The sequence below is a fragment of the Bradyrhizobium sp. 197 genome (assembly GCF_023073375.1).
Classification (GTDB): Bacteria; Pseudomonadota; Alphaproteobacteria; order Rhizobiales; family Xanthobacteraceae; genus Bradyrhizobium.
In genome coordinates, this window is the sequence record NZ_JADPJJ010000055.1 from 196,659 (window position 1) to 216,240 (window position 19,582).

At 63.3% G+C, this 19,582-nt stretch carries 22 protein-coding genes and 1 pseudogene; 14 read left to right on the top strand and 9 right to left on the bottom strand.

Going from position 1 to position 19,582, the window contains the following annotated elements; all coding sequences use genetic code 11:
- Positions 1-14 precede the first annotated feature (14 nt).
- A complete protein-coding gene (locus IVB27_RS12305) occupies positions 15-1,811 on the top strand; it encodes a ShlB/FhaC/HecB family hemolysin secretion/activation protein (RefSeq protein ID WP_247443849.1) in 1,797 nt (598 codons plus the stop codon).
- A 152-nt stretch (positions 1,812-1,963) separates the two neighbouring features.
- Positions 1,964-2,794 carry an alpha/beta hydrolase gene (locus IVB27_RS12310; RefSeq protein ID WP_247443850.1) on the top strand — a complete coding sequence of 277 codons (831 nt, stop codon included), beginning with the start codon at positions 1,964-1,966 and terminating at the stop codon, positions 2,792-2,794.
- 348 nt (positions 2,795-3,142) lie between these two features.
- Here the strand turns inward: IVB27_RS12310 and IVB27_RS12315 are convergent, their stop codons facing one another.
- The 3 genes from IVB27_RS12315 to IVB27_RS12325 all read right to left on the bottom strand — a co-directional run bounded on the left by IVB27_RS12315 (position 3,143) and on the right by IVB27_RS12325 (position 4,342).
- The gene (locus tag IVB27_RS12315; RefSeq protein ID WP_247348308.1) at positions 3,143-3,484 is read right to left on the bottom strand and encodes a phasin; all 342 of its coding nucleotides are present in this window, start codon (positions 3,482-3,484) and stop codon (positions 3,143-3,145) included.
- Positions 3,485-3,625: 141 nt separating this feature from the next.
- Complete coding sequence (locus IVB27_RS12320; protein ID WP_247348309.1) at positions 3,626-3,811, bottom strand: hypothetical protein; 186 nt, start codon at positions 3,809-3,811, stop codon at positions 3,626-3,628.
- Positions 3,812-4,102: 291 nt separating this feature from the next.
- On the bottom strand, positions 4,103-4,342 hold the full coding sequence (locus tag IVB27_RS12325; protein ID WP_247443851.1) for a hypothetical protein: 240 nt from the start codon (positions 4,340-4,342) through the stop codon (positions 4,103-4,105).
- A 237-nt stretch (positions 4,343-4,579) separates the two neighbouring features.
- Here IVB27_RS12325 and IVB27_RS12330 point away from each other — a divergent pair, with 237 nt between their 5' ends.
- Complete coding sequence (locus IVB27_RS12330) at positions 4,580-4,936, top strand: hypothetical protein (RefSeq protein ID WP_247443852.1); 357 nt, start codon at positions 4,580-4,582, stop codon at positions 4,934-4,936.
- Between the two features lie 46 nt (positions 4,937-4,982).
- Here IVB27_RS12330 and IVB27_RS12335 read toward each other — a convergent pair whose 3' ends face one another.
- On the bottom strand, positions 4,983-5,558 hold the full coding sequence (locus IVB27_RS12335; RefSeq protein WP_247443853.1) for a hypothetical protein: 576 nt from the start codon (positions 5,556-5,558) through the stop codon (positions 4,983-4,985).
- 47 nt (positions 5,559-5,605) lie between these two features.
- Positions 5,606-6,133, bottom strand: a complete 528-nt coding sequence (locus IVB27_RS12340) for a GcrA family cell cycle regulator (RefSeq protein ID WP_247443854.1) — start codon at positions 6,131-6,133, stop codon at positions 5,606-5,608.
- A gap of 166 nt (positions 6,134-6,299) precedes the next feature.
- Here IVB27_RS12340 and IVB27_RS12345 point away from each other — a divergent pair, with 166 nt between their 5' ends.
- Together IVB27_RS12345 and IVB27_RS12350 are read left to right on the top strand one after the other, a co-directional pair.
- Complete coding sequence (locus tag IVB27_RS12345) at positions 6,300-6,908, top strand: S24 family peptidase (protein WP_247348314.1); 609 nt, start codon at positions 6,300-6,302, stop codon at positions 6,906-6,908.
- Positions 6,909-7,006: 98 nt separating this feature from the next.
- Positions 7,007-7,282 carry a hypothetical protein gene (locus tag IVB27_RS12350; protein ID WP_247348315.1) on the top strand — a complete coding sequence of 92 codons (276 nt, stop codon included), beginning with the start codon at positions 7,007-7,009 and terminating at the stop codon, positions 7,280-7,282.
- Positions 7,283-7,420: 138 nt separating this feature from the next.
- On the opposite strand, the gene IVB27_RS12355 is transcribed toward IVB27_RS12350, so the two are convergent.
- Complete coding sequence (locus IVB27_RS12355) at positions 7,421-8,395, bottom strand: quinone oxidoreductase family protein (protein WP_247443855.1); 975 nt, start codon at positions 8,393-8,395, stop codon at positions 7,421-7,423.
- Positions 8,396-8,619: 224 nt separating this feature from the next.
- On the opposite strand from IVB27_RS12355, the gene IVB27_RS12360 reads away from it, so the two are divergent.
- The 3 genes from IVB27_RS12360 (at position 8,620) to IVB27_RS12370 (ending at position 11,297) form a co-directional block, all read left to right on the top strand.
- Positions 8,620-8,820, top strand: a complete 201-nt coding sequence (locus IVB27_RS12360) for a hypothetical protein (protein ID WP_247443856.1) — start codon at positions 8,620-8,622, stop codon at positions 8,818-8,820.
- 147 nt (positions 8,821-8,967) lie between these two features.
- Entirely contained in the window at positions 8,968-9,915 is a 948-nt protein-coding gene (locus IVB27_RS12365) for an AAA family ATPase (protein WP_247348318.1), read from the top strand.
- 5 nt (positions 9,916-9,920) lie between these two features.
- Entirely contained in the window at positions 9,921-11,297 is a 1,377-nt protein-coding gene (locus tag IVB27_RS12370; RefSeq protein WP_247443857.1) for a vWA domain-containing protein, read from the top strand.
- Positions 11,298-11,317: 20 nt separating this feature from the next.
- Here IVB27_RS12370 and IVB27_RS12375 read toward each other — a convergent pair whose 3' ends face one another.
- Entirely contained in the window at positions 11,318-11,500 is a 183-nt protein-coding gene (locus IVB27_RS12375) for a hypothetical protein (RefSeq protein WP_247348323.1), read from the bottom strand.
- 348 nt (positions 11,501-11,848) lie between these two features.
- Between IVB27_RS12375 and IVB27_RS12380 the strand changes: the two genes are divergently transcribed.
- Positions 11,849-12,070, top strand: coding sequence for a hypothetical protein (locus IVB27_RS12380; RefSeq protein WP_247443858.1), 222 nt, complete (start codon positions 11,849-11,851; stop codon positions 12,068-12,070).
- 84 nt (positions 12,071-12,154) lie between these two features.
- Here IVB27_RS12380 and IVB27_RS12385 read toward each other — a convergent pair.
- Together IVB27_RS12385 and IVB27_RS12390 are read right to left on the bottom strand one after the other, a co-directional pair.
- Positions 12,155-12,445 (bottom strand): annotated as a pseudogene (locus IVB27_RS12385) (hypothetical protein); the annotation flags it as partial.
- Between the two features lie 98 nt (positions 12,446-12,543).
- Complete coding sequence (locus IVB27_RS12390; RefSeq protein WP_247443859.1) at positions 12,544-13,803, bottom strand: allantoate amidohydrolase; 1,260 nt, start codon at positions 13,801-13,803, stop codon at positions 12,544-12,546.
- 400 nt (positions 13,804-14,203) lie between these two features.
- Between IVB27_RS12390 and IVB27_RS12395 the strand changes: the two genes are divergently transcribed.
- From IVB27_RS12395 to IVB27_RS12415, 5 genes are read left to right on the top strand one after another with little or no spacing between them, the layout of a single operon-like run.
- Complete coding sequence (locus tag IVB27_RS12395; protein WP_247443860.1) at positions 14,204-15,316, top strand: BMP family ABC transporter substrate-binding protein; 1,113 nt, start codon at positions 14,204-14,206, stop codon at positions 15,314-15,316.
- Positions 15,313-16,425, top strand: a complete 1,113-nt coding sequence (locus IVB27_RS12400; protein WP_247443861.1) for an ABC transporter permease — start codon at positions 15,313-15,315, stop codon at positions 16,423-16,425. The genes IVB27_RS12395 and IVB27_RS12400 overlap by 4 nt, the downstream gene beginning before the upstream one ends.
- A 1-nt stretch (position 16,426) precedes the next feature.
- Positions 16,427-17,353 carry an ABC transporter permease gene (locus tag IVB27_RS12405; RefSeq protein WP_247443862.1) on the top strand — a complete coding sequence of 309 codons (927 nt, stop codon included), beginning with the start codon at positions 16,427-16,429 and terminating at the stop codon, positions 17,351-17,353.
- Positions 17,354-17,364: 11 nt separating this feature from the next.
- Positions 17,365-18,048, top strand: coding sequence for a biuret amidohydrolase (biuH, locus tag IVB27_RS12410; RefSeq protein ID WP_247443863.1), 684 nt, complete (start codon positions 17,365-17,367; stop codon positions 18,046-18,048).
- Positions 18,045-19,577, top strand: a complete 1,533-nt coding sequence (locus tag IVB27_RS12415) for an ABC transporter ATP-binding protein (protein WP_247443864.1) — start codon at positions 18,045-18,047, stop codon at positions 19,575-19,577. The genes biuH and IVB27_RS12415 overlap by 4 nt, the downstream gene beginning before the upstream one ends.
- Positions 19,578-19,582: the final 5 nt, after the last annotated feature.

Below are 19,582 nucleotides of genomic sequence, written 5' to 3' on the forward strand. Positions count from 1 at the left end.
AACTATGAAAAATCATGTGGCTAACGACCTTTTACCGCCTTAGGGGCACTTCTCCGTCAAACTACGGGGACAGGCTTGTTGGGCGCGTTGAGAAGCGGCATCTCCTTACCGCGCTGGTGCTGTTGGTACCGATTTTTGCGGGAGTTCCTCAGGCTTTCGGACAACAGGCGAGCCAGCCGGGTTTCGATCCGCGCCAACCTGAGAAATACTTTGAAAACCAAACCGAGCGGGAATCGCTGAGCCGTCGTCCGGTCAGGCTACCAACAGTCGGCCAGCCCAACACGGGCGGCGATACCAAGCCTCAGTTCGTGCTGCGCGGCGTGAACGTCAGCGGAGCCCAGGCGGTTTCCCCCGATCGCATCGCCGCGGTCTACCAGCCCTATGTCGGCAAGAAGGTTTCGCAGGCGGATCTCGCCGCGATCGCCGGCGCGATCAGCGATCTCTACCGCGCCGATGGATTTCACCTGAGCCGGGCGATCGTGCCGCCGCAGGATATTGCCGACGGACGCGTCCGGATCCAGGTGGTCGAAGGCGCCATCGTGCAGGCCGAGCTGAAAGGCGATGGCGCCGAGCAGTTCGGCGTGAGGCCGATGCTCGGGCCAATCCTGGCCGAGCAGCCCTCGCGCCTGGCAACGCTCGAACGCCAACTCTTCCTCGTCAACGGCAGGCCGGGCGTCCGCATCACCGATACCGCGCTGGAGGAGATCGGCGGTTCGACCGGCCGCTTCCGCCTCACCGTCTATTTGAAGACCTGGCACGTCTTCTCGTCGCTCGGTCTGGACAATCTCGGCTCGTCGTCAGTGGGCCCGTGGCAGACCTACGCGACCGGCGCGTTCAACTCCTACCTCACGCCCGGCGACACGCTGGCGGTCAACCTGTCGACCATTGCCAACGACCCCCGTGAGCTCGGCTTCGCGCGGCTGTCCTATGACGCGCCCGTCGGCGTCGACGGTGTGCGTCTCGGCGCCTCCGTCCTGTACAGCGCGGTGCGGCCGGGCGATGCCCGCCGCCTCGACAGCGACATCACCACGACCGAAGCTTTCGAGGTGCGGGCAAGCACTGTGCCCTTCATGTCGCAATCATCGGGGCTGACGCTTACCGTGGCCGGGACATTCAGCAACGTATCCGAGCATGACCTTTACGGGCCCTGGTACAACGACCACATCAGGACCGCGAGCCTGACCGCCGATTACCGGCTCCAGGATCATTTCGGCGGCACCAATTTCGCGACGCTGACCTATCGCCAGGGCCTCGACATCTTCGGTGCCTCGCATTTCGACGACGATCTGTTGTCGCGCGATGGCGCGGCATCGAACTTCTCGGTGCTGAACCTCTGGTTCACGCGCTACCAGACGCTCAACGACGCCTGGTCCCTCAAGCTCTCCGCTGCGAACCAGACGGCGTCGCGGCCGCTGTTCACCTCGCAGCAATTCTATCTCGGCGGCGCTGCCTTCGGCCGCGGCTATGGCGCAGCCGAGATCAGCGGCGACAACGGTCTTGCCGGTTCACTCGAACTGCGCTTCGACCAGAAGCTCAATTTCCGCTACTGGACCGGCTATCAGGTCTATGCTTTTGGCGATGCTGGCGCAGTCTGGAACGACGGTTACCGCTTGAGCGACGGCCTGTCGTTGACCTCGGCCGGAGCTGGCGTGCGGTTCTTCCTGCCGGACGATTTCCAGGCCGATCTCGGCGTGGCGGTCCCCTTGAGCTACCGGGCGCCAGACAACGAGCGCCGCAGCGCGCGCTTCCTGTTCACCCTGTCGAGCGCGTTCCGGCTCTGCCCCGAACGCAGCAGGGACGGCTACCTCTAGCCGCACGACCCTTGTTGCCGCTGCCTTGATGCGGCCCTTTTGCGGCGTTCCTCACAGACTGTCCTAAATTTAATCCCGTAACCTGCTCACGATCGCTCGATCCGGCAGTTCACAATGGCCATCTTCAGTGAAAAGTGATTTGAGACGGAACCATGAAAAGGGTGTTTGCAGTTCTGGCGTTTCTCTGTGTCCTCGGCGTCGGCCAGTACTTCGTCGTCAGCCGGTTCGCGATCCGCCACGAGGTTTTGGCCCTGTTCGACGCCGCCCGCCAGCGGCCGATCGCGGTTGAAATCGCGGTGCGGCGCGATTACGAGACCAAGGCCAATCTCGGTCTCTGGAAGCTGCCGCTCGCCATCATCAGCAACGGCAACACGGTAAAGGCCACCGAGTATTCCTTTCTCGCCAACGTGCTCGCCGCACGCGGTTATCTTGTCGCCAGCATCCAGCAGGACCTACCGAGCGATCCGCCGCTGATGACCCGGGTCGGCCAGGAATATGTCGGCCGGCGCGAGGTCTATATCCGCTGCGAGACCAACATCCTCTTCACCTTGGCTGAGTTGAAGAGGCGGCAGGAGAACGCCGACTTCGACCACATCACCCTCGTCGGACATTCGAACGGTGGCGACGTTTCGATGTATGTCGCTCATCAGCACCCGGAGTTGGTGTCGAAAGTGATCACGCTGGACAATCTGCGGGTGCCTTTCGTGCTCAGCGACAATATGAAGATCCTGTCGTTCCGCTCGAAGGATCCGCATTTCCAGACCGACCCGGGCGTGCTGCCGACGCCCGAAGAGGCCAAGGCGCTCGGCATCGACATTATCCACACCGGCGCACAGCATACCGAGATGAGCGACCGCGGCCCCGATGCGGTCAAGGAGAAAATCCAGGCGACGCTCGACCGCTTCCTGCGCGACAGCGCCAGCAGTGCGCTCGCGCCTGCCGATACGAAAAGTCCGATGATCATGAACCCCGGCGACTATTAGCCTGGCACCTTTGCGGCAGGTCAAGGCTGCCCCGAGCCGGGCACGATAGAAAGGGCCTCGCCATCTCGGAGAGGCACGTGTCGCACTCCATCAAAGCCTTGACACGAGAAATCTCGATACGACAAGCTTTGGCCTGCCCGTGGCAAGGACGCCGAGATTCGCGCGGCATCTCTATCGTTCGGCCCGCAGGCAGCTGCGGTCGATCATTGCGCGCATCGGCCTCTCGCAATTTCCGGGTTCGTGTTGCGGATGAGCACGGCGTCGCAAACTAACGCGTGCCCTAAAATGCAAATCCCTGCCGGAGGACCGGCAGGGATCAGCAGAGGATGATGGAGTCACACACCGAGATCAGGACTTGTCCTTTCCCGGTTGCATGAGACTGCCGGTCATCTGGCGCATGTGATCTCCGGCGCTGGTGAACTGGCTGCGCAGGAAATCGGATTGGATTCGCATCGCCTCCTGAAGGTCGGTGGCATGAACGAGCTTGCGAGCATGCTCGAACGCCGACTTCATGTTCTGCTCGGTGAAAGCGAGCGCCTGCTTCGACACCTCCGCCCCCGCGCCCGGAACGGTCGTCATCGATTTGGTGGCGGCTTCGAAAAACATGCCGAATGCCTTTTCCGCCTGGTCAATCGTCTTCTCCGCCAGGTCGCGCAGTTCGGCCGGAACTTCGATCTTCGGTTCGATCATGGTCGCACTCCTCCCTTTTTCAAACTGAATACCACACTTGCCGGATCGCCTTCCAGCGTCCAGCCCGGGGCAAACCTCGCCCGGCGGCCGGTTCTGGCAGGAAAACGAAGGGCAAGGCGGAAGGCCGGCGCGCAGCCCGGCTTAGGACAGGGGGTGTTCGGAAACAGTTTCTTCGGTGGCGAGGTCTTCGACGAGCTTGATGACCTCGAAACGCTGCCGGGGCGCCAGCTTCAGAAACGCGCGGAGCAGACGCAGGCTTTCGACGGTGCCGCCTGCAGGCGCGCCGAGCTTGAGGTGCAGTTCAGCGGCGAAATTGAGGTTTTTCATCTCGCACCTATAACAAGCATCGTCTTTCGTGATCCGACATCGAGGTCCCAACTGAGAACCGAACGCCATAACCGAACGCATAACCGGATACCATGGCAACGGCGAGCTTTCGGCCGGAGCGGACCCTCGCGTGTTCGCACGCTGAGCTACATGTCCGAAGGTTCGGGCTCAACCGAGCAGGTTGCACTTATGCCAAGGAACAACTCCTCCGGCAAGCCCAACAGTTGGCGTAGCAATGCTTCGTCTGCATCGCGCTACAGCAATTCCGGATAACAGGAATATGGCCCCCCGTCACCCACCTGCGTCAAGAAGCGGCATCAATTCGGCATACCGTCTCGATCGCTGACCTTCTACTGCGGCTTTGCGCAGGCAAAGGGACGAGGTCCTGATATCTCTCGCCTTGAAGGCAGCCTCTTTTCCCATCAGCCGCGCCTGCCCGGTGCTGTCAGGCTTGCGTTGCGGGTCGGCCCATGGCGCGACGGCGACGGCCGTCAATGTCCAGTTGCCGATGTAGAACGGATCGGCAGCCACAGCGATGCCCCCAAGCGACATGAGAAGGCAAACTGCGCCGGGAATTTCATCTTATCCGCCGCGTCGAGCTGTCAGACTCGGACGCGGCTCTTCATTCGGGCCGCATTTGGTTGCTGGCCATGAACCGTTCTTGAGGAGCGAACGACAAAGCGGATGCGAAACAGTCACGCAGATCACGGGCGCCATAGCCGACGGACTGATCGATTCGGGCGCGCCGCAGCACCTAAGGACGACGGCATGCTTTCTCGCTGCGATCTCATCAAAGGCGCCGCGGTCGCGCTTCTCACCCTCTCGATACAAGGCGCATGGGCGCAGGAGACCAGGATGAACCTGTTCAAGGTCGTCACCATCAAGGACGAAATCCTCGTCGGATTGTCGGCGGAGGAGCTTCAAGCGCTCGGCGGCAATGATGCCAGCGCGATTGCGCATGCTCTTGCGCAGAAGGGCGATCTCACCGTCTGGCAATACAATGTGCATCGCGGTCCGAGCGGAGAATTGCAGCAGGCGCCGACCGCCAAGATCGGGCTTTTGGCCAACGCCTCGCTCCGCGTCGAGCCCTATACCACGCCCTACCAGATCCTGCCGCATCCCTAAGCGGCAGACTGGCACGCCGGCGGCCGAGGCCGCAGGCGTGCCGTTGTCATCCGCGCTGCCCTGCACGCTGTCTCCCCGTTTCCGTCGCAAAGCCATAGATCAGCGCCAGCCGGTCCAGGCATTCCCGAAAGCGCCGCGAAAAATAGTCGTTCCAGCGCTGGGTACGGACGGCGCGACGCTGGCCGATCTCGTCCATGGTCAGGCCCAGGACCAACACATCGTGCACCAGCGCGGCGCCGTCGGTGCCGAGTTCGCGCTCGACCCCGTTCAGACGCAGCACCGCCTGACGCTGGCTCTCGGTGACGGGCTCGCGCGTGCGCGCGCCATCGACATATTCGCGGGTCGGGTCCATCGCCTGAAGACCTCGCTCGGCCCTCTCCCAATCGTTCTGGAAGGCACGCCCGCCGCGAAATTGCGCCTCGTCAATCTGATGGTGCGCGTGCAGCCTGCCGAGCGGATCGCTGCGGATCGACCGCACGGCCATGATCTTCTCTCCGGGGTCGAGCGCCAGCGGATTATCGACCTCGACGTCCGCCACCTCCGCATTGAACGGTACCTCGCGCGAGCGCCGGTCGTAGATCTTCGCCAATTTGTAGGACCTGTTGCTTCGGACACGTGCCACTCGGATACTCCTTTGCGAAATTGACGATTGAACGGGCGGTCGCCAGGTCAGGCTGCGGAGACCAGCCTCAGCACGACCGGTCCGGCGGGGCGGCCGGACCCGGCTCCAGAGCGGCGGGTCAGGCGCGCGTGCGGCGCGCAATAGCTCGAGCCCGGCTGGCGCGAATGGCCGCAGAAGGTAATCTCCTCCCCGTCTCTGTCGCCGCCGTAGGGATAGCGACAGTCGTCGCGATTGAGTTCGGCCAACGGGACCAGACGCGGCTGGACGCCGACGCAGCGCAGCTTGACCGGGGCGGCGGGCTTCATCGCGGATTTCGGCGGCAGGTTCAGTAACGTGGGACGGTGCGGGAGGATAAGACAGGCTCCGGACGGCAAAACCGGCACGATCGACGGACTCCTCATCGGTACCTTCACGACCAGCCCGAGCCGCTTGGCGCGGCCTACCACCGCATTGCGCGTGTAAGCCGTTCCAAACCTTGCGTTAATCTCCCTTCCGATCTCCGCATAAGACATTCCCTTGAGAAAATATTCGCGAAGCGCGTCGGAGTGCTCCGACGGCCAATGGCCCGGTTCCATGCTGCTGTCCTGTGATGCGCCTCCTCCGATCGCACGATCGCGAGGCGGAGCGTACATTCCGTTATTCCGAAGTAAGTGTCAAGCAATAATTCTGATATTCATAATTGCATCAATTCCGAATTTCGGATTACAAGAGGCGGGACGATGGACAATCGAGGGAATCACCATGTTGGACGCTGCAATGATCGAGCGGGGCCTGGAAAAGACAGGCAAGAGCAAGGGCGGCCTGGCGGCAGCCATGGGCGTTCGGCCCGGCGCGGTCTCGGAGATCCTCGGCGGCGAACGCCTGGTGAAGGCCTCGGAAATCGTTCCGATCATGGAGTATCTCGAGCTCAATCTCGCGCCAATCATGGGCCGCGTCGGCGCCGGTGCCGTGATCGAGCCGGATTATGAGCAGGTTCCCCCGGAGGGACTCGGCGACATCGCGCTGCCCTTCCCGATCATGGAGGAGACCATCGCGTTCGAGATCGTGGGCGATTCGATGCTGCCCAAATACGAGAGCGGCGACGTGATCGTGGTCTACAAGGACCAGCGCCATCCGCTGTCGAGCTTCTACGGCGAAGAGGCCGTGGTCCGGCTCAAGTCCGGCGAGCGCTATCTGAAGACCATCGAGCGGGGCAAATCCCCCTCCGTCGTCAATCTCAGCAGCTTCAATGCCAAGCAGATCGTCGGCGTGAAACTGGAGTGGGTCGGCGAGATCTGCCTGTCCATGCCCAAGGGCCAGCTCGAGCGGTTGCGCGCCAAGTCGGCGCGCCCTCGCAAGAAGAGCAGGTAGGCGCCGACTTCTGATTTCTCGAAATATAACTTGACTTGATTCCGTTTTTCGGAAATACTCTGCCGTGCCCCGGCCGTCGGGCACGGCAGGATCGTTTCATGCAGTATTTCGTCGTGATGATCGACTATGGGCGGCGCGGCCGCGAGGCGGTGGTCGATCCTGAAATCACCAGGCGCGAGGTCATTTCCCGCGTCGCGTCAGGCGAATATCAGAACATCTCGTTCATCCACGAGATCGTGGAGAGTTCGGTCGAGGACGTGACCGAGGCGATCCTCGCCGAGGCTGTCCTGCCCCGGATCCCTCCCCAAGATATCGACCTCCAGGCGATCCGGCTCGATCACGCCCGCGATCTGCGCAAGCACGAGCGGACGTGACGCAGGCCTAGGGCCGTTTCCGTTCCGATCGAAGCGGACCGGCCCTAGATTCTTATTTTGACGCGTTTTCTTTGCGCGAACCGGAATCCACTTCGCTCGAAAACGCTCTGCCAGTCTGCGTCACAGCCCGGTCGGAGACTACACTGTCAGGACGGTCGAGCCCGTGGTCTTGCGCGCGGCGAGATCGGCATGCGCTTTGCCGGCGTCCTTCAGTGGATAGGTCTGGCGCACCTCGATCTTGACCGCGCCGGACTTGACGACGTCGAACAGCTCGCCTGCAATAGCGACCAGGCTTTCACGCTTGGCGGCGTAGGTGAACAACGTCGGCCGGGTGACGTAGAGCGAGCCCTTCTGTGCGAGCAAACCGAGATTGAGCGGCTCGACAGCGCCGGAGGATGCACCGAACAGTGCGGCGACGCCGAGCGGCGCGAGGCAGTCGAGTGACTTCAGGAACGTATCCTTGCCGACGGAGTCGTAAACCACCGGCACCTTCTTGCCGCCAGTGATCTCATCCACGCGCTTCACGAAATCCTCGCGCGTGTAGATGATGACATGATCGCAGCCATGCGCCTTGGCGAGCTTGGCCTTCTCGTCGTTGCTGACGGTACCGATCACGGTCGCGCCGAGATGCTTGGCCCACTGGCTCAGGATCAGGCCGACGCCGCCGGCAGCCGCATGGAGCAGGATGGTGTCGCCGGCCTTCACGCGATAGGTCTGCCGGATCAGATATTGCGTGGTGAGCCCCTTCAGCATCATCGCCGCGGCGGTCTTGTCGTCGACGCCGTCGGGCAGCTTCAGCAGCCGGTCGGCGGGAATCAACCGCGCCTCCGAATAAGCCCCGAGCGGCGAGGCGCCATAGGCGACGCGATCGCCCGGCTTCAGATCGGTGACACCCGAGCCCACTTCCTCGACGACACCGGCCCCCTCGCTGCCGAGACCGCTCGGCAATTGCACGGGGTACACACCGGAGCGGTTGTAGATGTCGACAAAATTGAGACCGACCGCAGTGTGGCGGATGCGTGCTTCGCCAGGTCCGGGCTTGCCGACGCTGACCTCCTCCCAGACCAGGACTTCCGGACCACCAGTCTGGTGAAAGCGAATGGCATGCGTCATGGGCGTTGCTCCCTTATCGTTGAGGTAAAAGTCCGAATACCGGATCGGCCCTTTGAAATAGGCATTTAGTCCGCCCGTCACAGTACCGAGACGTAACAAGAATGTCACAGCGAACGACAAACCTCCGCCGTTCCGTCTCTGTTCGAAAGAGTTGATGTCGGCCTTGCGCCGACCGGCAGTAGCCTTTGCGCGGGTTTGGTGGTCGCCTGCGAAGGAGAGCCGAGATGCCAGCTTATGTACAGCATCATCAGGATATGGAAATCGCGCCAGTGATCTGCCCTGCTTGCATGGGGTTCCTGCCGATGTATGTGCGCGAGGTTGAACCGCATTGGAGCCTTGCCAAGATCGACTTCGTCTATGAATGCGCCGATTGCGGCGCCGAGGTCAGACAGACCATCCGCAAGCCGGAGTTGCTGCGGCACTGATCGCGCAGCCGGTAGGCCGTTCAACTATTTGCGTTGAGCGGAAAATACGTCCGTACGCGCGGGTCTGGTCCCTCCCAAACGAGGCTTGTTCTTTGCCGGGAACACAGGCAGAACAAGCCTCAAGCAAGACCTTTGGGAGCGCCTTTCGTGGCTGAACAGAAGGCCTCGACCGCGATCGAGGCAGTGGAGAGCGGCCTCGCCGCGCAAGGCTACATCGCGAGCCGGCAGATCGCGACCGCCGTCTATTTGTCGCAACAGATCGAAAAGCCGATTCTGGTCGAAGGCCCTGCAGGCGTCGGCAAGACCGAGCTGGCCAAGGCGATTGCGGCCTGGCGCGGCCTGAAGATGATCCGCTTGCAATGCTATGAAGGCCTCGACGAGGCCAAGGCGCTCTACGAGTGGAAATACGCCAAGCAGCTTCTTTACACACAGATCCTGAAGGACAAGCTCGGCGAAGTCCTCGGCGGCGCGCAGACGCTGCACGACGCGCTCGCCCAGCTTCACGATTTCGGCGACGTGTTCTTCTCCAAGGAATTCGTCGAACCGCGGCCGCTGCTGCAAGCGCTGGAGCAGCCCGGCGGCTGCGTGCTCCTGATCGACGAGATCGACAAGTCGGATGCGGAATTCGAATCGCTGCTGCTGGAGATCCTCTCCGACTTCCAGGTCACGATCCCCGAGCTCGGCACCGTCTCTGCGATCACGCCGCCGACGGTGATCCTCACCTCCAACAGCGAGCGGGATCTCGGCGACGCTCTCAAGCGGCGCTGCCTGCATCTGCATATCGGCTTCCCCGAGCAGCGGCTCGAGGAGCGCATCGTCGAGAGCCGCGTCCCCGGCATCTCGCAGACGCTGCGGCGGCAGATGGTCGGCTTCATCCACGAGATTCGCTCGCTCGACCTCAAGAAGCTGCCCTCGGTCAGTGAGACCATCGACTGGGCGCGCGTGCTGGTTCTGCTCCAGGCTTCCGAGCTCGACACCGACATAGTCAAGGACACGCTCAACGTGCTCCTGAAATACGAGGCCGACATCGAGGCGGCTCAGCCTCAGATAACGACCTTCATTGCCAAGGCAGCACGATCCAACGTCTTCGGTTGACGCCGATGCGCGAGAACCTCCATCGTTTCTTCCGTGCGGCACGCGGCGTCGGCGTCCATGTCTCGCCCGCCGAAAGCATCGATGCGATGCGCGCGGTGACGCAGGTCGGCGTTTCAGACCGGACCATCCTGCGCGACGCGCTGCTCCTGACGCTTGCCAAATCGCAGGACGAAAAGCTCGCGCTCGGCGACTGTTTTGATCTGTTCTTCAGCCAGCCGGAGCCGCGGCAGAATCAGCCCGAGGCCGACAGCGAGGACGCTTCGGAAGACACGGATCAATCGCCCTCCTCCAGCCCGGCCAGCGAAGCGGGCGAAGGTCAGCCTCCCGAGGGATTGGGACCGCTCGCGCAGATGCTGCTGTCGCAGGATCGCAACGCGATCGCAGCCGCGATCGCCAGCGCCTCAGGCGCGGCCTCCCTGTCCGAGATCCGCTACTCCACCCAGCGCGGCATCTTCTCCAGCCGCATCCTCGACGCCATGGGGCTCCAGCGGCTGCGCGACGATCTCGACGAGCTCACCGCGACCAACCCGGCGCTGGCCGAGCGACTTCGCTCCGCGCTCGACGCCCTGCGCGAAGCCGTCCGCGACACCGTCGCGCAGGGGCTTGCGCTCTATGCCCGCGAGGAGGCTGAAAACCTCCGCAACGAGATTCTGCGCAACGCGCCGCTTGCCCGCATTGAGCGGCGCCATGTCGCGGAGATGCGCGCTCTCATCCGCCAGATCGCGCGGCGTCTGCGCGAGCGCTATTCGAAACCGCGCAAGCGCCAGCGCCGCGGTCATCTCGACGTCCGCCGCACTCTGCGCCGCAACGCCGCCTGGGGCGGCATCCCCTTCCTCACGGCGTGGAAGCGCAAGCATCGCGACCGGCCGAAGATCGTGGCGCTCTGCGACGTCTCCGGCTCGGTCGCGCAAGTCTCCGATTTCTTCCTGCTCCTGATCCACTCGCTGCACGAGGTGGTCGACGACGTCCATTCCTTCGCCTTCTCTTCGCATCTGATCGAAGTCAGCGACATCCTGGAATCGAAATCGCCGGAAGAGGCAATGGCCGAGATCATGTCCAAGGTGGGCTTCGGCTCCTCCGACTACGGCTCGTCGCTGGTCGATTTCGAGAAGGAGTTCATGAGCACGTTGACACCGCAGACCACGGTGATCGTGCTAGGGGATGCCCGCAGCAATAATCTCGACCCGCGCGCCGACATCCTGCGCCGCATCTCCGAACGCTCCAAGCGCCTGGTGTGGCTCAATCCCGAAGGACGTCTCGCCTGGGGCTTTGGCGATTCCGAGATGCCGCGCTACGCGACCTTCTGCAGTGTGGTGCGCCAGTGCGCCACCGCGCAGCAGCTCGAGCGCGCGGTGTCCGATATCGTGGCGACTTATCAGTAGGCTTTACGCCGAGGCCGACGTCAGTTTCGCGCAAACTCCGTCGGAGCCAAATTGCACTCCCGGAAATGATAGGCGATTTCGTCAAGCGCGCGCTGCTCCCATTCCTGGGCTTGCGCAAGCCAGAACACCCGGCGCTCGAAATCAAGCGCGGCGCGCTCCCGGCACAGGGATTCTTGACTGCGAATTTCGACCAGCCTGATCATGCACTCCACTCCTGCCGTGTGAAGCCGTTCCCGCGAATCAGCGTAGCAGCATCTCGAGCGTTTCGTCTCATGATTTGCATGCATATTGCGACGCGGAATGGGACAGCAGCGCTTCCCGTGCAGCGCGGCATCTCCGCGCGACATCAAGCCCGCTTCATCAATATGTGATCGAGGCCCCGGGAAGATATTCGTGATCGAGCGATCTTAATTCTTGTGGCGCAACGACATGCGGCAATTTGTGAAGAGGAGTTCTAAACACCTCACCGAATTCCCGACTCATTGTCGTCGCACGGTCTTCACGCAGCGCCGCTAACAGGGTGAGCGAACGGTACTATCGCTTGAGGCAACATGAGCAACGACATCGACTTCGATCTTTCGCCGGACCAATGGAAAGTTCTGAAAGCGCTCCGCAATCCGCCGTCGCGCGGTCGCCTCACGAAGACTCATGTTGTCGAAGGCCTTATCAAGCTCGGCCTTGTCGCGATCAGGGACGGCGTTCCCGAGATGACATTGACAGGACGCAAGGTACTGGTGCGCGGATCATGCCGCCTGCTGGATCTCGTGGCGTGATATCGCGCGTGCAACGACGCGGCGCGAGGACGGCAAGCAAGCGGATGCGGGAGCTGATCAGGAACGGGTTTGGCGGGCTGAACAAATGATGGTTTCGGGGTCGAGAACGTCGGGATAGAACCAGGCGAAGTCGCGCGGATAGTACGCGGAGGCGTGCGGCGCGCCCGTGACGAGGAATGCTTCGGTCACCGCAAAGGCGCTGTCCATCGAGTGCCGGTAAAGGTCCTCGATGGCCGTGAACGGATGATGTGACTTTCGCAGGAATCGATCGCCGAGAAAATTCACGGCCTGAAGCGCGTTGGCGACGAAGGTCGCCGCCCGACCCTGATAAAATCGGTTCTCGCGACGGGATGGAAAAGAGATGTCGCTGTTCATATGCGGCGTGGAATGGTGTCTCGTGGTGGCGGCGGTAGGCCGTCACGCTTCCGGACCTGCCTGATTCGTGTCTCTATCCCGTGACTTGCGGCCTCAACTTACCCTTCCCGCGGCTGAAAATTCTCAATCACCCGCAGCAACACCCGCGCGCCGGCGTCGGCATCGGCGGGCTCGACATGCTCGTCCGGGTGATGGCTGATACCGCCGCGGCAGCGGACGAAGATCATGCCGACATCGGCAATGTCGATCATGGCCATGCCGTCGTGCCCCGCCCCGCTCGGGAGCTCGAACACGGAAAACCCTTCAGCATGGATCGCCTGCGCGATCTGGCCCTTGAGCCAGGGCGCGCAAGGCGCGGTGCGGTTCTCGTGGGTGACGTCGAGCTGAAGCGTCAGTTGGCGGCGCTTTGCGATCGCTTCGATCTGCCGGACGACATCGGCGACCGCGCGCTTGCGGTGCATGTCCATCGGCGCGCGCATGTCGATGGTGAAGGACACCTCGCCCGGAATGACGTTGGTCGCGCCGGGCCTCGCCTGAATGTAGCCGACAGTGCCGACCAGGCCGCTCGCGTCGGTCCGGCAGAATTGCTCGATCGCGCCGATGCATTCGGCAGCACCAGTGAGCGCGTCACGGCGCAGCGCCATCGGCACGGTGCCCGCGTGACCGGCCATGCCGGTCAGGCGCGCGGCAAGCCGTGTCGCGCCCGCAATCGCGGTGACGACACCGACGGGCAGGTTTTGCGCTTCCAGCACGGGCCCCTGCTCGATGTGCAGCTCGAGATAGGCGAGCAGTTCGCGCCGCGCCCGCGCAGCCGCGCCGATGTGATCGGGATCGAGCCCGAACGAAACGAGCGCATCGCGCATCGACACGCCATCGCGGTCGCGTGTATTCAGAACATTCTCGTCAAATGTGCCGGCGACCGCACGGCTGCCGAGCAAGGTCGAAGCGAAGCGCACCCCCTCCTCATCCGCGAAACCGACGATTTCGATCGCGAACGGCAGGCGCCTGCCGCGGCGGTTGAGATCGGCGACGCAGGCGATCGCAGTGATTACGCCCAGCGGCCCGTCCCATTTGCCGGCATCGCGCACGGTGTCGTAGTGCGAGCCAAGCATCAGGCAAGGCGCGCCCGACCGCTGCCCTTCGTAGCGCCCGCAGACATTGCCAATCGCGTCGAGACGCGCACTCATGCCCGCCTCGCGCATCCAGCTTAGGATCAGATCCGCGGCCTTGCGCAGCTCGCTGGTCAGATAGATGCGGGTAAGTTTGTCGCTTTCTTCCGAGATCGCGGCGAGCTCGTTGATCCCTCGCACGATCGCTTCGCCGAGCGATGCATTCTGAACGGCGTTACCAGCAGCCATCTCGGCGAGCTTTCCATCTCTTGGGACCCGCGGCAGCGGCGGTCCTGGCGGCAATCGATACAAGTTCGGTGCCAGCGAAATCACGGGCGCGGTCCCGATCCGCGCGTGGGTAGCATGAATGAGGGTAGCCGGCAGGGCGTAGCTCCCGTCGTGCACACGCGCGAGCTGATCGGTCTGCTTAACTCCATTGCATACAACAGACAGATATTGCCTATAAAATAATCTGCCGATTTCCTCGGCAAGATCCTTAAAATTAAAAAATGTTATATTTTTCCATAGCTTACGATAATTTGCCCGCTTCCCGGCCTCTGGCATGAAGCTTGCGACATCTTGTTCCGGGCTCCGCCAAACCGGCGCAGCCGCGAGATCGAGGCGGTCAATCCGCCAGGGGGAGCAGGCAATGGAATTTGGCAGGATCTCACGACGTCATTTGTTGCAGGGCGGTGCGGCCCTCACCCTCGGCGCGGCGGCAGGCATCCGCCCGGCCTTCGCGGCCGAGACGACCATCGGCTTCATCTATGTCGGCTCGCGCGACGACTATGGCTACAACCAGGCGCATGCCCAGGGCGCTGCGGCATTGAAGAAGATTCCCGGCCTCAAGGTCGTGGAAGAAGAGAAGGTGCCTGAGACCGACGCGGTCGAGAAGACGCTCGAGTCCATGATCAATCTCGACGGTGCCACCCTGCTCTTCCCGACCTCGTTCGGCTACTACAACCCGCACACGGTCAAGATGGCCAACAAGTTCCCGAAGCTTCGCTTCGAGCACTGCGGCGGCCTCTGGAGCGACAAGGACCCGAAGAACGCCGGCAGCTATTTCGGCTATATCGACGAAGCCCAGTACATCTCGGGCATCATCGCCGGCTATAGCTCCAAGAGCGGAAAGCTCGGCTTCGTCGCCGCAAAACCGATCCCGCAGGTGCTGCGCAACATCAACGCCTTCGCACTCGGCGCCAGGCTCGCCAACCCAAAGGCGACGACGCAGGTGATCTTTACCGGCGACTGGTCGATGCCGGTCAAGGAAGCCGAAGCCACCAACAGCCTGATCGACCAGGGCGTCGACGTACTGACCTGCCACGTCGACGGTCCCAAGACCATGGTCGAGAACGCCGCGCGCCGCGGCGCCATGGTCTGCGGCTACCACGTCAACCAGTCGCCGCTCGCGCCGAAGGCCTACCTGACCGGCGCCGAGTGGAACTGGGAGGCGCTCTATCCGAAGTTCGTCAAGATGATCGCCGCCGGCGAGAGCATCCCGAACTTCTATCGCGGCGGCCTCAAGGAAGAGATCGTCAAGACCTCGCCCTATGGCGAAGCGGTCTCCGCCGAAGCGCGCAAGCACGCCGACGAGGTCAAGGCCAAGTTCTTGTCCGGCGACGGCTACGCCATCTTCAAGGGAGGCCTGGTCGATAACAAGGGCAAGACGGTGATCGCGGCCGGCACCGATCGCGGCCAGAAGGATCCCGAGCTCGAGAAGATGGACTATCTCGTGGAGGGCGTAATCGGAGCGACTTCGTGACAGCGGAGGCGGCGGATCCTGCTGAAGCGGTCGGGACTGTTGCCCCGGCCGCCGATCCGGGATTCCTCCAACGTCACGGCGGAGCGATCGAATATGTCCTGATCCCGGGCGCGGCGCTGGCCGGCGCGCTCGCGGTCTTCGGCATCTTCGTCGCGATGTTCGGCAAGAACCCGCTCGACCTCTATTTCTACATGTACTACGGCGCGTTCGGTACCTGGTTCTCATGGCAGAACACGCTGACGCGCGCGGCGCCGCTGATCCTCACCGCGCTCTGCACGGCGCTTCCCGCGCAGCTCGGCATGGTCATCATCGGCGGCGAAGGCGCGCTGCTGATTGGCGCACTGTCGGCAACCAGCGCCGCGCTCGCGCTCCAGGGCCTGCCGCCGCTCATCGTGCAGATCGCCATGGTCATCGGCGGCGTCATCGGCGGTGGCTTGTGGATCATGCTGGCGGGCGCGCTACGGCAGTACCGCGGCGTCAACGAGACCATCTCGAGCCTGCTGCTCGTTTACATCGCGCTCGCGGTCCTCAACCATCTCGTCGAAGGCGCGATGCGCGACCCCGCCAGCCTCAACAAGCCCTCGACCCGCGAGATCGGCGCGGCCAACATGATCGGCTCCATTCCCGGCACCGACGTGCATTGGGGCCTCGTGTTCGGCCTGATCGCCGCGGTCGCCGCCTACATCCTGATCTATCACACCGTGTTCGGCTTCGCCGCGCGCGTCGCCGGCGGCAACATCCGCGCGGCGAAGATCGTCGGCCTCAATGTCAGCAAGCTGATCCTGACTATCTGCTTCCTCGCCGGCGGCGCCGCGGGCCTTGCCGGCATGGTCGAGGTCGCCGCCGTGCAGGGACGCGCCAACGCCAATCTCGCCGCGGGCTACGGCTTCACCGGGATTCTTGTCGCCTTCCTGGCGCGGCAAAATCCGCTCGCCATTATCCCCGTCGCGATCCTGCTCGGTGGCATCAGCGCCAGCGGCGGGCTGTTGCAGCGCCGCCTCGGATTGCCGGATGCGTCCGTGCTGGTGCTGCAAGGCATCATCTTCGTCTTCGTGCTGGCCAGCGATGCGCTCTACGGCCGCATTGGGTTTCTGAAGGGAAAGTCCTGAGATGGCAGACGGCTCGATCGGACTCTGGACCGTCCCGCTCGCCGTGCTCGGCGGCGCCATTCGCGTTTCGACGCCGTTCCTGTTCGTGAGCCTCGGGGAATGCATCACCGAGCGCTCCGGCCGCATCAATCTCGGCCTTGAGGGCACGCTGGTGATGGGTGCGATGAGCGCCTATGGCATTTCCTACCTCACGGGATCGCCGTGGCTGGGTGTGCTCGCCGCCGGCATCACCGGCGCATTGCTGGGAGCATTGCACGCCGGCATCTGCTCGCTGCCGCGCGTCAACGACATTGCCGTCGGCATCGCCTTGATGCTGTTCGGCACCGGGCTCGCCTTCTATCTCGGCAAGCCGCTGATCGAACCGACCGCGCCGCGGCTGCCAGCGATCGATTTCGGCTGGTGGAGCGATATCCCGCAGCTTCGCGCCGCGCTCCGCATCAATGTGATGTTCCTGATCGGCGTGGCGCTGGCTCCGATCCTATACTGGGCCTTCCGCACCACGCGCTGGGGTCTGTTGATCCGCACCGCCGGCGAAAGCTCGGATGCCGCACGTGCCATGGGCTACTCGGTGCTGCTGATCCGCCTGCGCGCGACGATGGTCGGCGGTTTCCTCGCCGGCATCGGCGGTTCGTTCCTGTCGCTGTTCTATCCCGGAAGCTGGAACGAGGGCCTGTCCTCGGGCCAGGGCATCACGGCCGTGGCGCTCGTGATCTTCGCGCGGTGGGACCCCTTGCTGTGTCTCTGGGCCTCGCTCGCCTTCGGCGGCGCCGCGGCGCTGGGACCGGCGTTGCAATCGGTCGGCGTCACCTCCGGCTATCACCTCTTCAACGCAGCACCCTACATCCTGACGCTGGCGATCATGATCATCACCTGCTCGCCGAAGCGAACGCTGACCGGAGCTCCGGCCGAATTGTCGATCACCCGCTAGGAAGCGAAATCATGCCCGAGCGCTCCATCAAGTCCGAGCCCTATGCCTGGCCGTACAACGGCGATCTCCGCCCCGAGAACACCGCGCTCATCATCATCGACATGCAGACCGATTTCTGCGGCATCGGCGGTTATGTCGACAAGATGGGCTATGATCTCTCACTGACGCGGGCGCCGATCGAGCCGATCAAGAAGCTGCTCGCGGCGATGCGTGCCCAAGGCTTTCACATCATCCATACACGCGAAGGCCATCGTCCCGATCTCTCTGATCTTCCCGCCAACAAGCGCTGGCGCTCGCGCCAGATCGGCGCCGGCATCGGCGATCCCGGCCCGTGCGGCCGCATCCTGGTACGCGGTGAGCCCGGCTGGGACATCATCCCGGAGCTTGCGCCCCTCCCCGGAGAACCCATCATCGACAAGCCCGGCAAGGGCTCGTTCTGCGCCACCGACCTGGAGCTGATCCTGCGCGTGCGCGGCATCGAGAATATCGTGCTGACAGGGATTACCACCGACGTCTGCGTTCACACCACCATGCGCGAGGCCAACGACCGCGGCTTCGAATGCGTGCTGCTGCACGATTGCTGCGGTGCGACCGACAGGAGCAACCACGAGCACGCGCTGAAGATGATCAAGATGCAGGGCGGCGTGTTTGGCGCGGTCTCGACGTCAGACGCCTTCATAGGAGCGATTTCGTGATCATCGGCGAAACGCCACCGCCGTCAGGCGCCTTCGGTGTCGACGCAATCGCCATGACCATGCGCTTCGGTGATTTCCTGGCGCTGGACAATGTCGCGCTGAAGGTCCGGCCGGGTTCGTTCCATGCGCTGCTGGGCGAGAACGGCGCCGGCAAGTCGACGCTCGTCAAATGCATCATGGGTTACTATCACGCCACCGAGGGCGACATCCTCGTCGGGGGGCGCGAGCAGGCGATCGGCAATCCGAAGGACGCCCACGCGCTCGGCCTCGGCATGGTCTACCAGCATTTTACGCTGGTGCCGGCGATGACGGTCGCCGAAAATCTGGTGCTGGCGCGCGACGACGTACCGGCCGTGGTGAACTGGCCGAAGGAAATGAAGGAGCTCGAGGCCTTTCTGGCCCGCATGCCGTTCAAGGTACCGCTCGGCGCAAAAGTCTCCGCCATCTCTGCCGGCGAGCGCCAAAAATGCGAGATCCTCAAGCAGCTCTACCTGAAGCGCCGCTTCCTGATCCTGGACGAGCCGACCTCAGTGCTGACGCCCGCGGAAGCCGATGAAGTGCTCGGCATGCTTCGCGACATGGTCGTCAAGGGCGAGCTGACCATCCTGATGATCACGCACAAGTTCCGCGAGGTCATGGCCTTCGCCGACGACGTCACGATCCTGCGTCGCGGCAAGCTTGCCGGAGCGGGCAAGGTTTCCGAGCTGACGCCGGACGCGATGGCGCGCACCATGATCGGCGCCGAGGAGCTGACGATACAGCCGCCGCGCAGTGGCGAGGCCGGCAAGGCGAGGCTGGAGCTGGCGGAGCTGCGCGCGCTCGACGACGCCGGCGCCATCGCTGTGCACGACGTCTCGCTCACGGTCCGTGCCGGCGAGATCGTCGGCATCGCCGGCGTCTCCGGCAACGGCCAGCGCCAGCTGGTCGAGGTGCTGGCCGGGCAGCGCGAAGCCGAGAGTGGCGAGATCCGCGTCGCCGGCGATCCCTATCATGCCAGCCGCGAGGAGATGCGCCGCCACAAGATGTCGCTCCTGCCCGAGGAGCCGCTGAAGAACGCCTGCGTCTGCGGCATGAGCGTCGCCGACAACATCGCTTTTCGCGAGTTCGACCGCGCGCCGTTCGCCAGCGGCGGCTGGTGGCTTAACCGCGGCGCCTTTCGCGACGACGCCGGGAAGAAGATAGCCCAGTACAAGATCAAGACCCGCACGCCGGAGACGCCGATCTCGGCGCTGTCGGGCGGCAACGTCCAGCGCGCCGTGCTGGCCCGCGAGCTCGGCAGCAAGGTCGAAGTACTGATAGCGGCCAATCCCTGTTTCGGGCTCGACTTCGCCGCGGTGGCGCAGATCCATGCCGAGATCATGGCCGCGCGCAATCGCGGCGCCGCTGTGCTGCTGGTCAGCGAGGATCTCGACGAACTGCTGGAACTCTCCGACCGGCTGGTGGTGATGTTCCACGGCGAATTCGTGTATGAAGCACGGACCAGCGAGGCCGATCTCACCGTAGTCGGCCGACACATGGCGGGGCATTGACCAGG

Coding starts and splice junctions, on each gene's coding strand:
- IVB27_RS12305 (WP_247443849.1), top strand. CDS start 15: ATGTGGCTAACGACCTTTTACCGCCTTAGGGGCACTTCTCCGTCAAAC.
- IVB27_RS12310 (WP_247443850.1), top strand. CDS start 1,964: ATGAAAAGGGTGTTTGCAGTTCTGGCGTTTCTCTGTGTCCTCGGCGTC.
- IVB27_RS12315 (WP_247348308.1), bottom strand. CDS start 3,484: ATGATCGAACCGAAGATCGAAGTTCCGGCCGAACTGCGCGACCTGGCG.
- IVB27_RS12320 (WP_247348309.1), bottom strand. CDS start 3,811: ATGAAAAACCTCAATTTCGCCGCTGAACTGCACCTCAAGCTCGGCGCG.
- IVB27_RS12330 (WP_247443852.1), top strand. CDS start 4,580: ATGCTTTCTCGCTGCGATCTCATCAAAGGCGCCGCGGTCGCGCTTCTC.
- IVB27_RS12340 (WP_247443854.1), bottom strand. CDS start 6,133: ATGGAACCGGGCCATTGGCCGTCGGAGCACTCCGACGCGCTTCGCGAA.
- IVB27_RS12345 (WP_247348314.1), top strand. CDS start 6,300: ATGTTGGACGCTGCAATGATCGAGCGGGGCCTGGAAAAGACAGGCAAG.
- IVB27_RS12350 (WP_247348315.1), top strand. CDS start 7,007: ATGCAGTATTTCGTCGTGATGATCGACTATGGGCGGCGCGGCCGCGAG.
- IVB27_RS12355 (WP_247443855.1), bottom strand. CDS start 8,395: ATGACGCATGCCATTCGCTTTCACCAGACTGGTGGTCCGGAAGTCCTG.
- IVB27_RS12360 (WP_247443856.1), top strand. CDS start 8,620: ATGCCAGCTTATGTACAGCATCATCAGGATATGGAAATCGCGCCAGTG.
- IVB27_RS12370 (WP_247443857.1), top strand. CDS start 9,921: ATGCGCGAGAACCTCCATCGTTTCTTCCGTGCGGCACGCGGCGTCGGC.
- IVB27_RS12375 (WP_247348323.1), bottom strand. CDS start 11,500: ATGATCAGGCTGGTCGAAATTCGCAGTCAAGAATCCCTGTGCCGGGAG.
- IVB27_RS12380 (WP_247443858.1), top strand. CDS start 11,849: ATGAGCAACGACATCGACTTCGATCTTTCGCCGGACCAATGGAAAGTT.
- IVB27_RS12390 (WP_247443859.1), bottom strand. CDS start 13,803: ATGGCTGCTGGTAACGCCGTTCAGAATGCATCGCTCGGCGAAGCGATC.
- IVB27_RS12395 (WP_247443860.1), top strand. CDS start 14,204: ATGGAATTTGGCAGGATCTCACGACGTCATTTGTTGCAGGGCGGTGCG.
- IVB27_RS12405 (WP_247443862.1), top strand. CDS start 16,427: ATGGCAGACGGCTCGATCGGACTCTGGACCGTCCCGCTCGCCGTGCTC.
- biuH (WP_247443863.1), top strand. CDS start 17,365: ATGCCCGAGCGCTCCATCAAGTCCGAGCCCTATGCCTGGCCGTACAAC.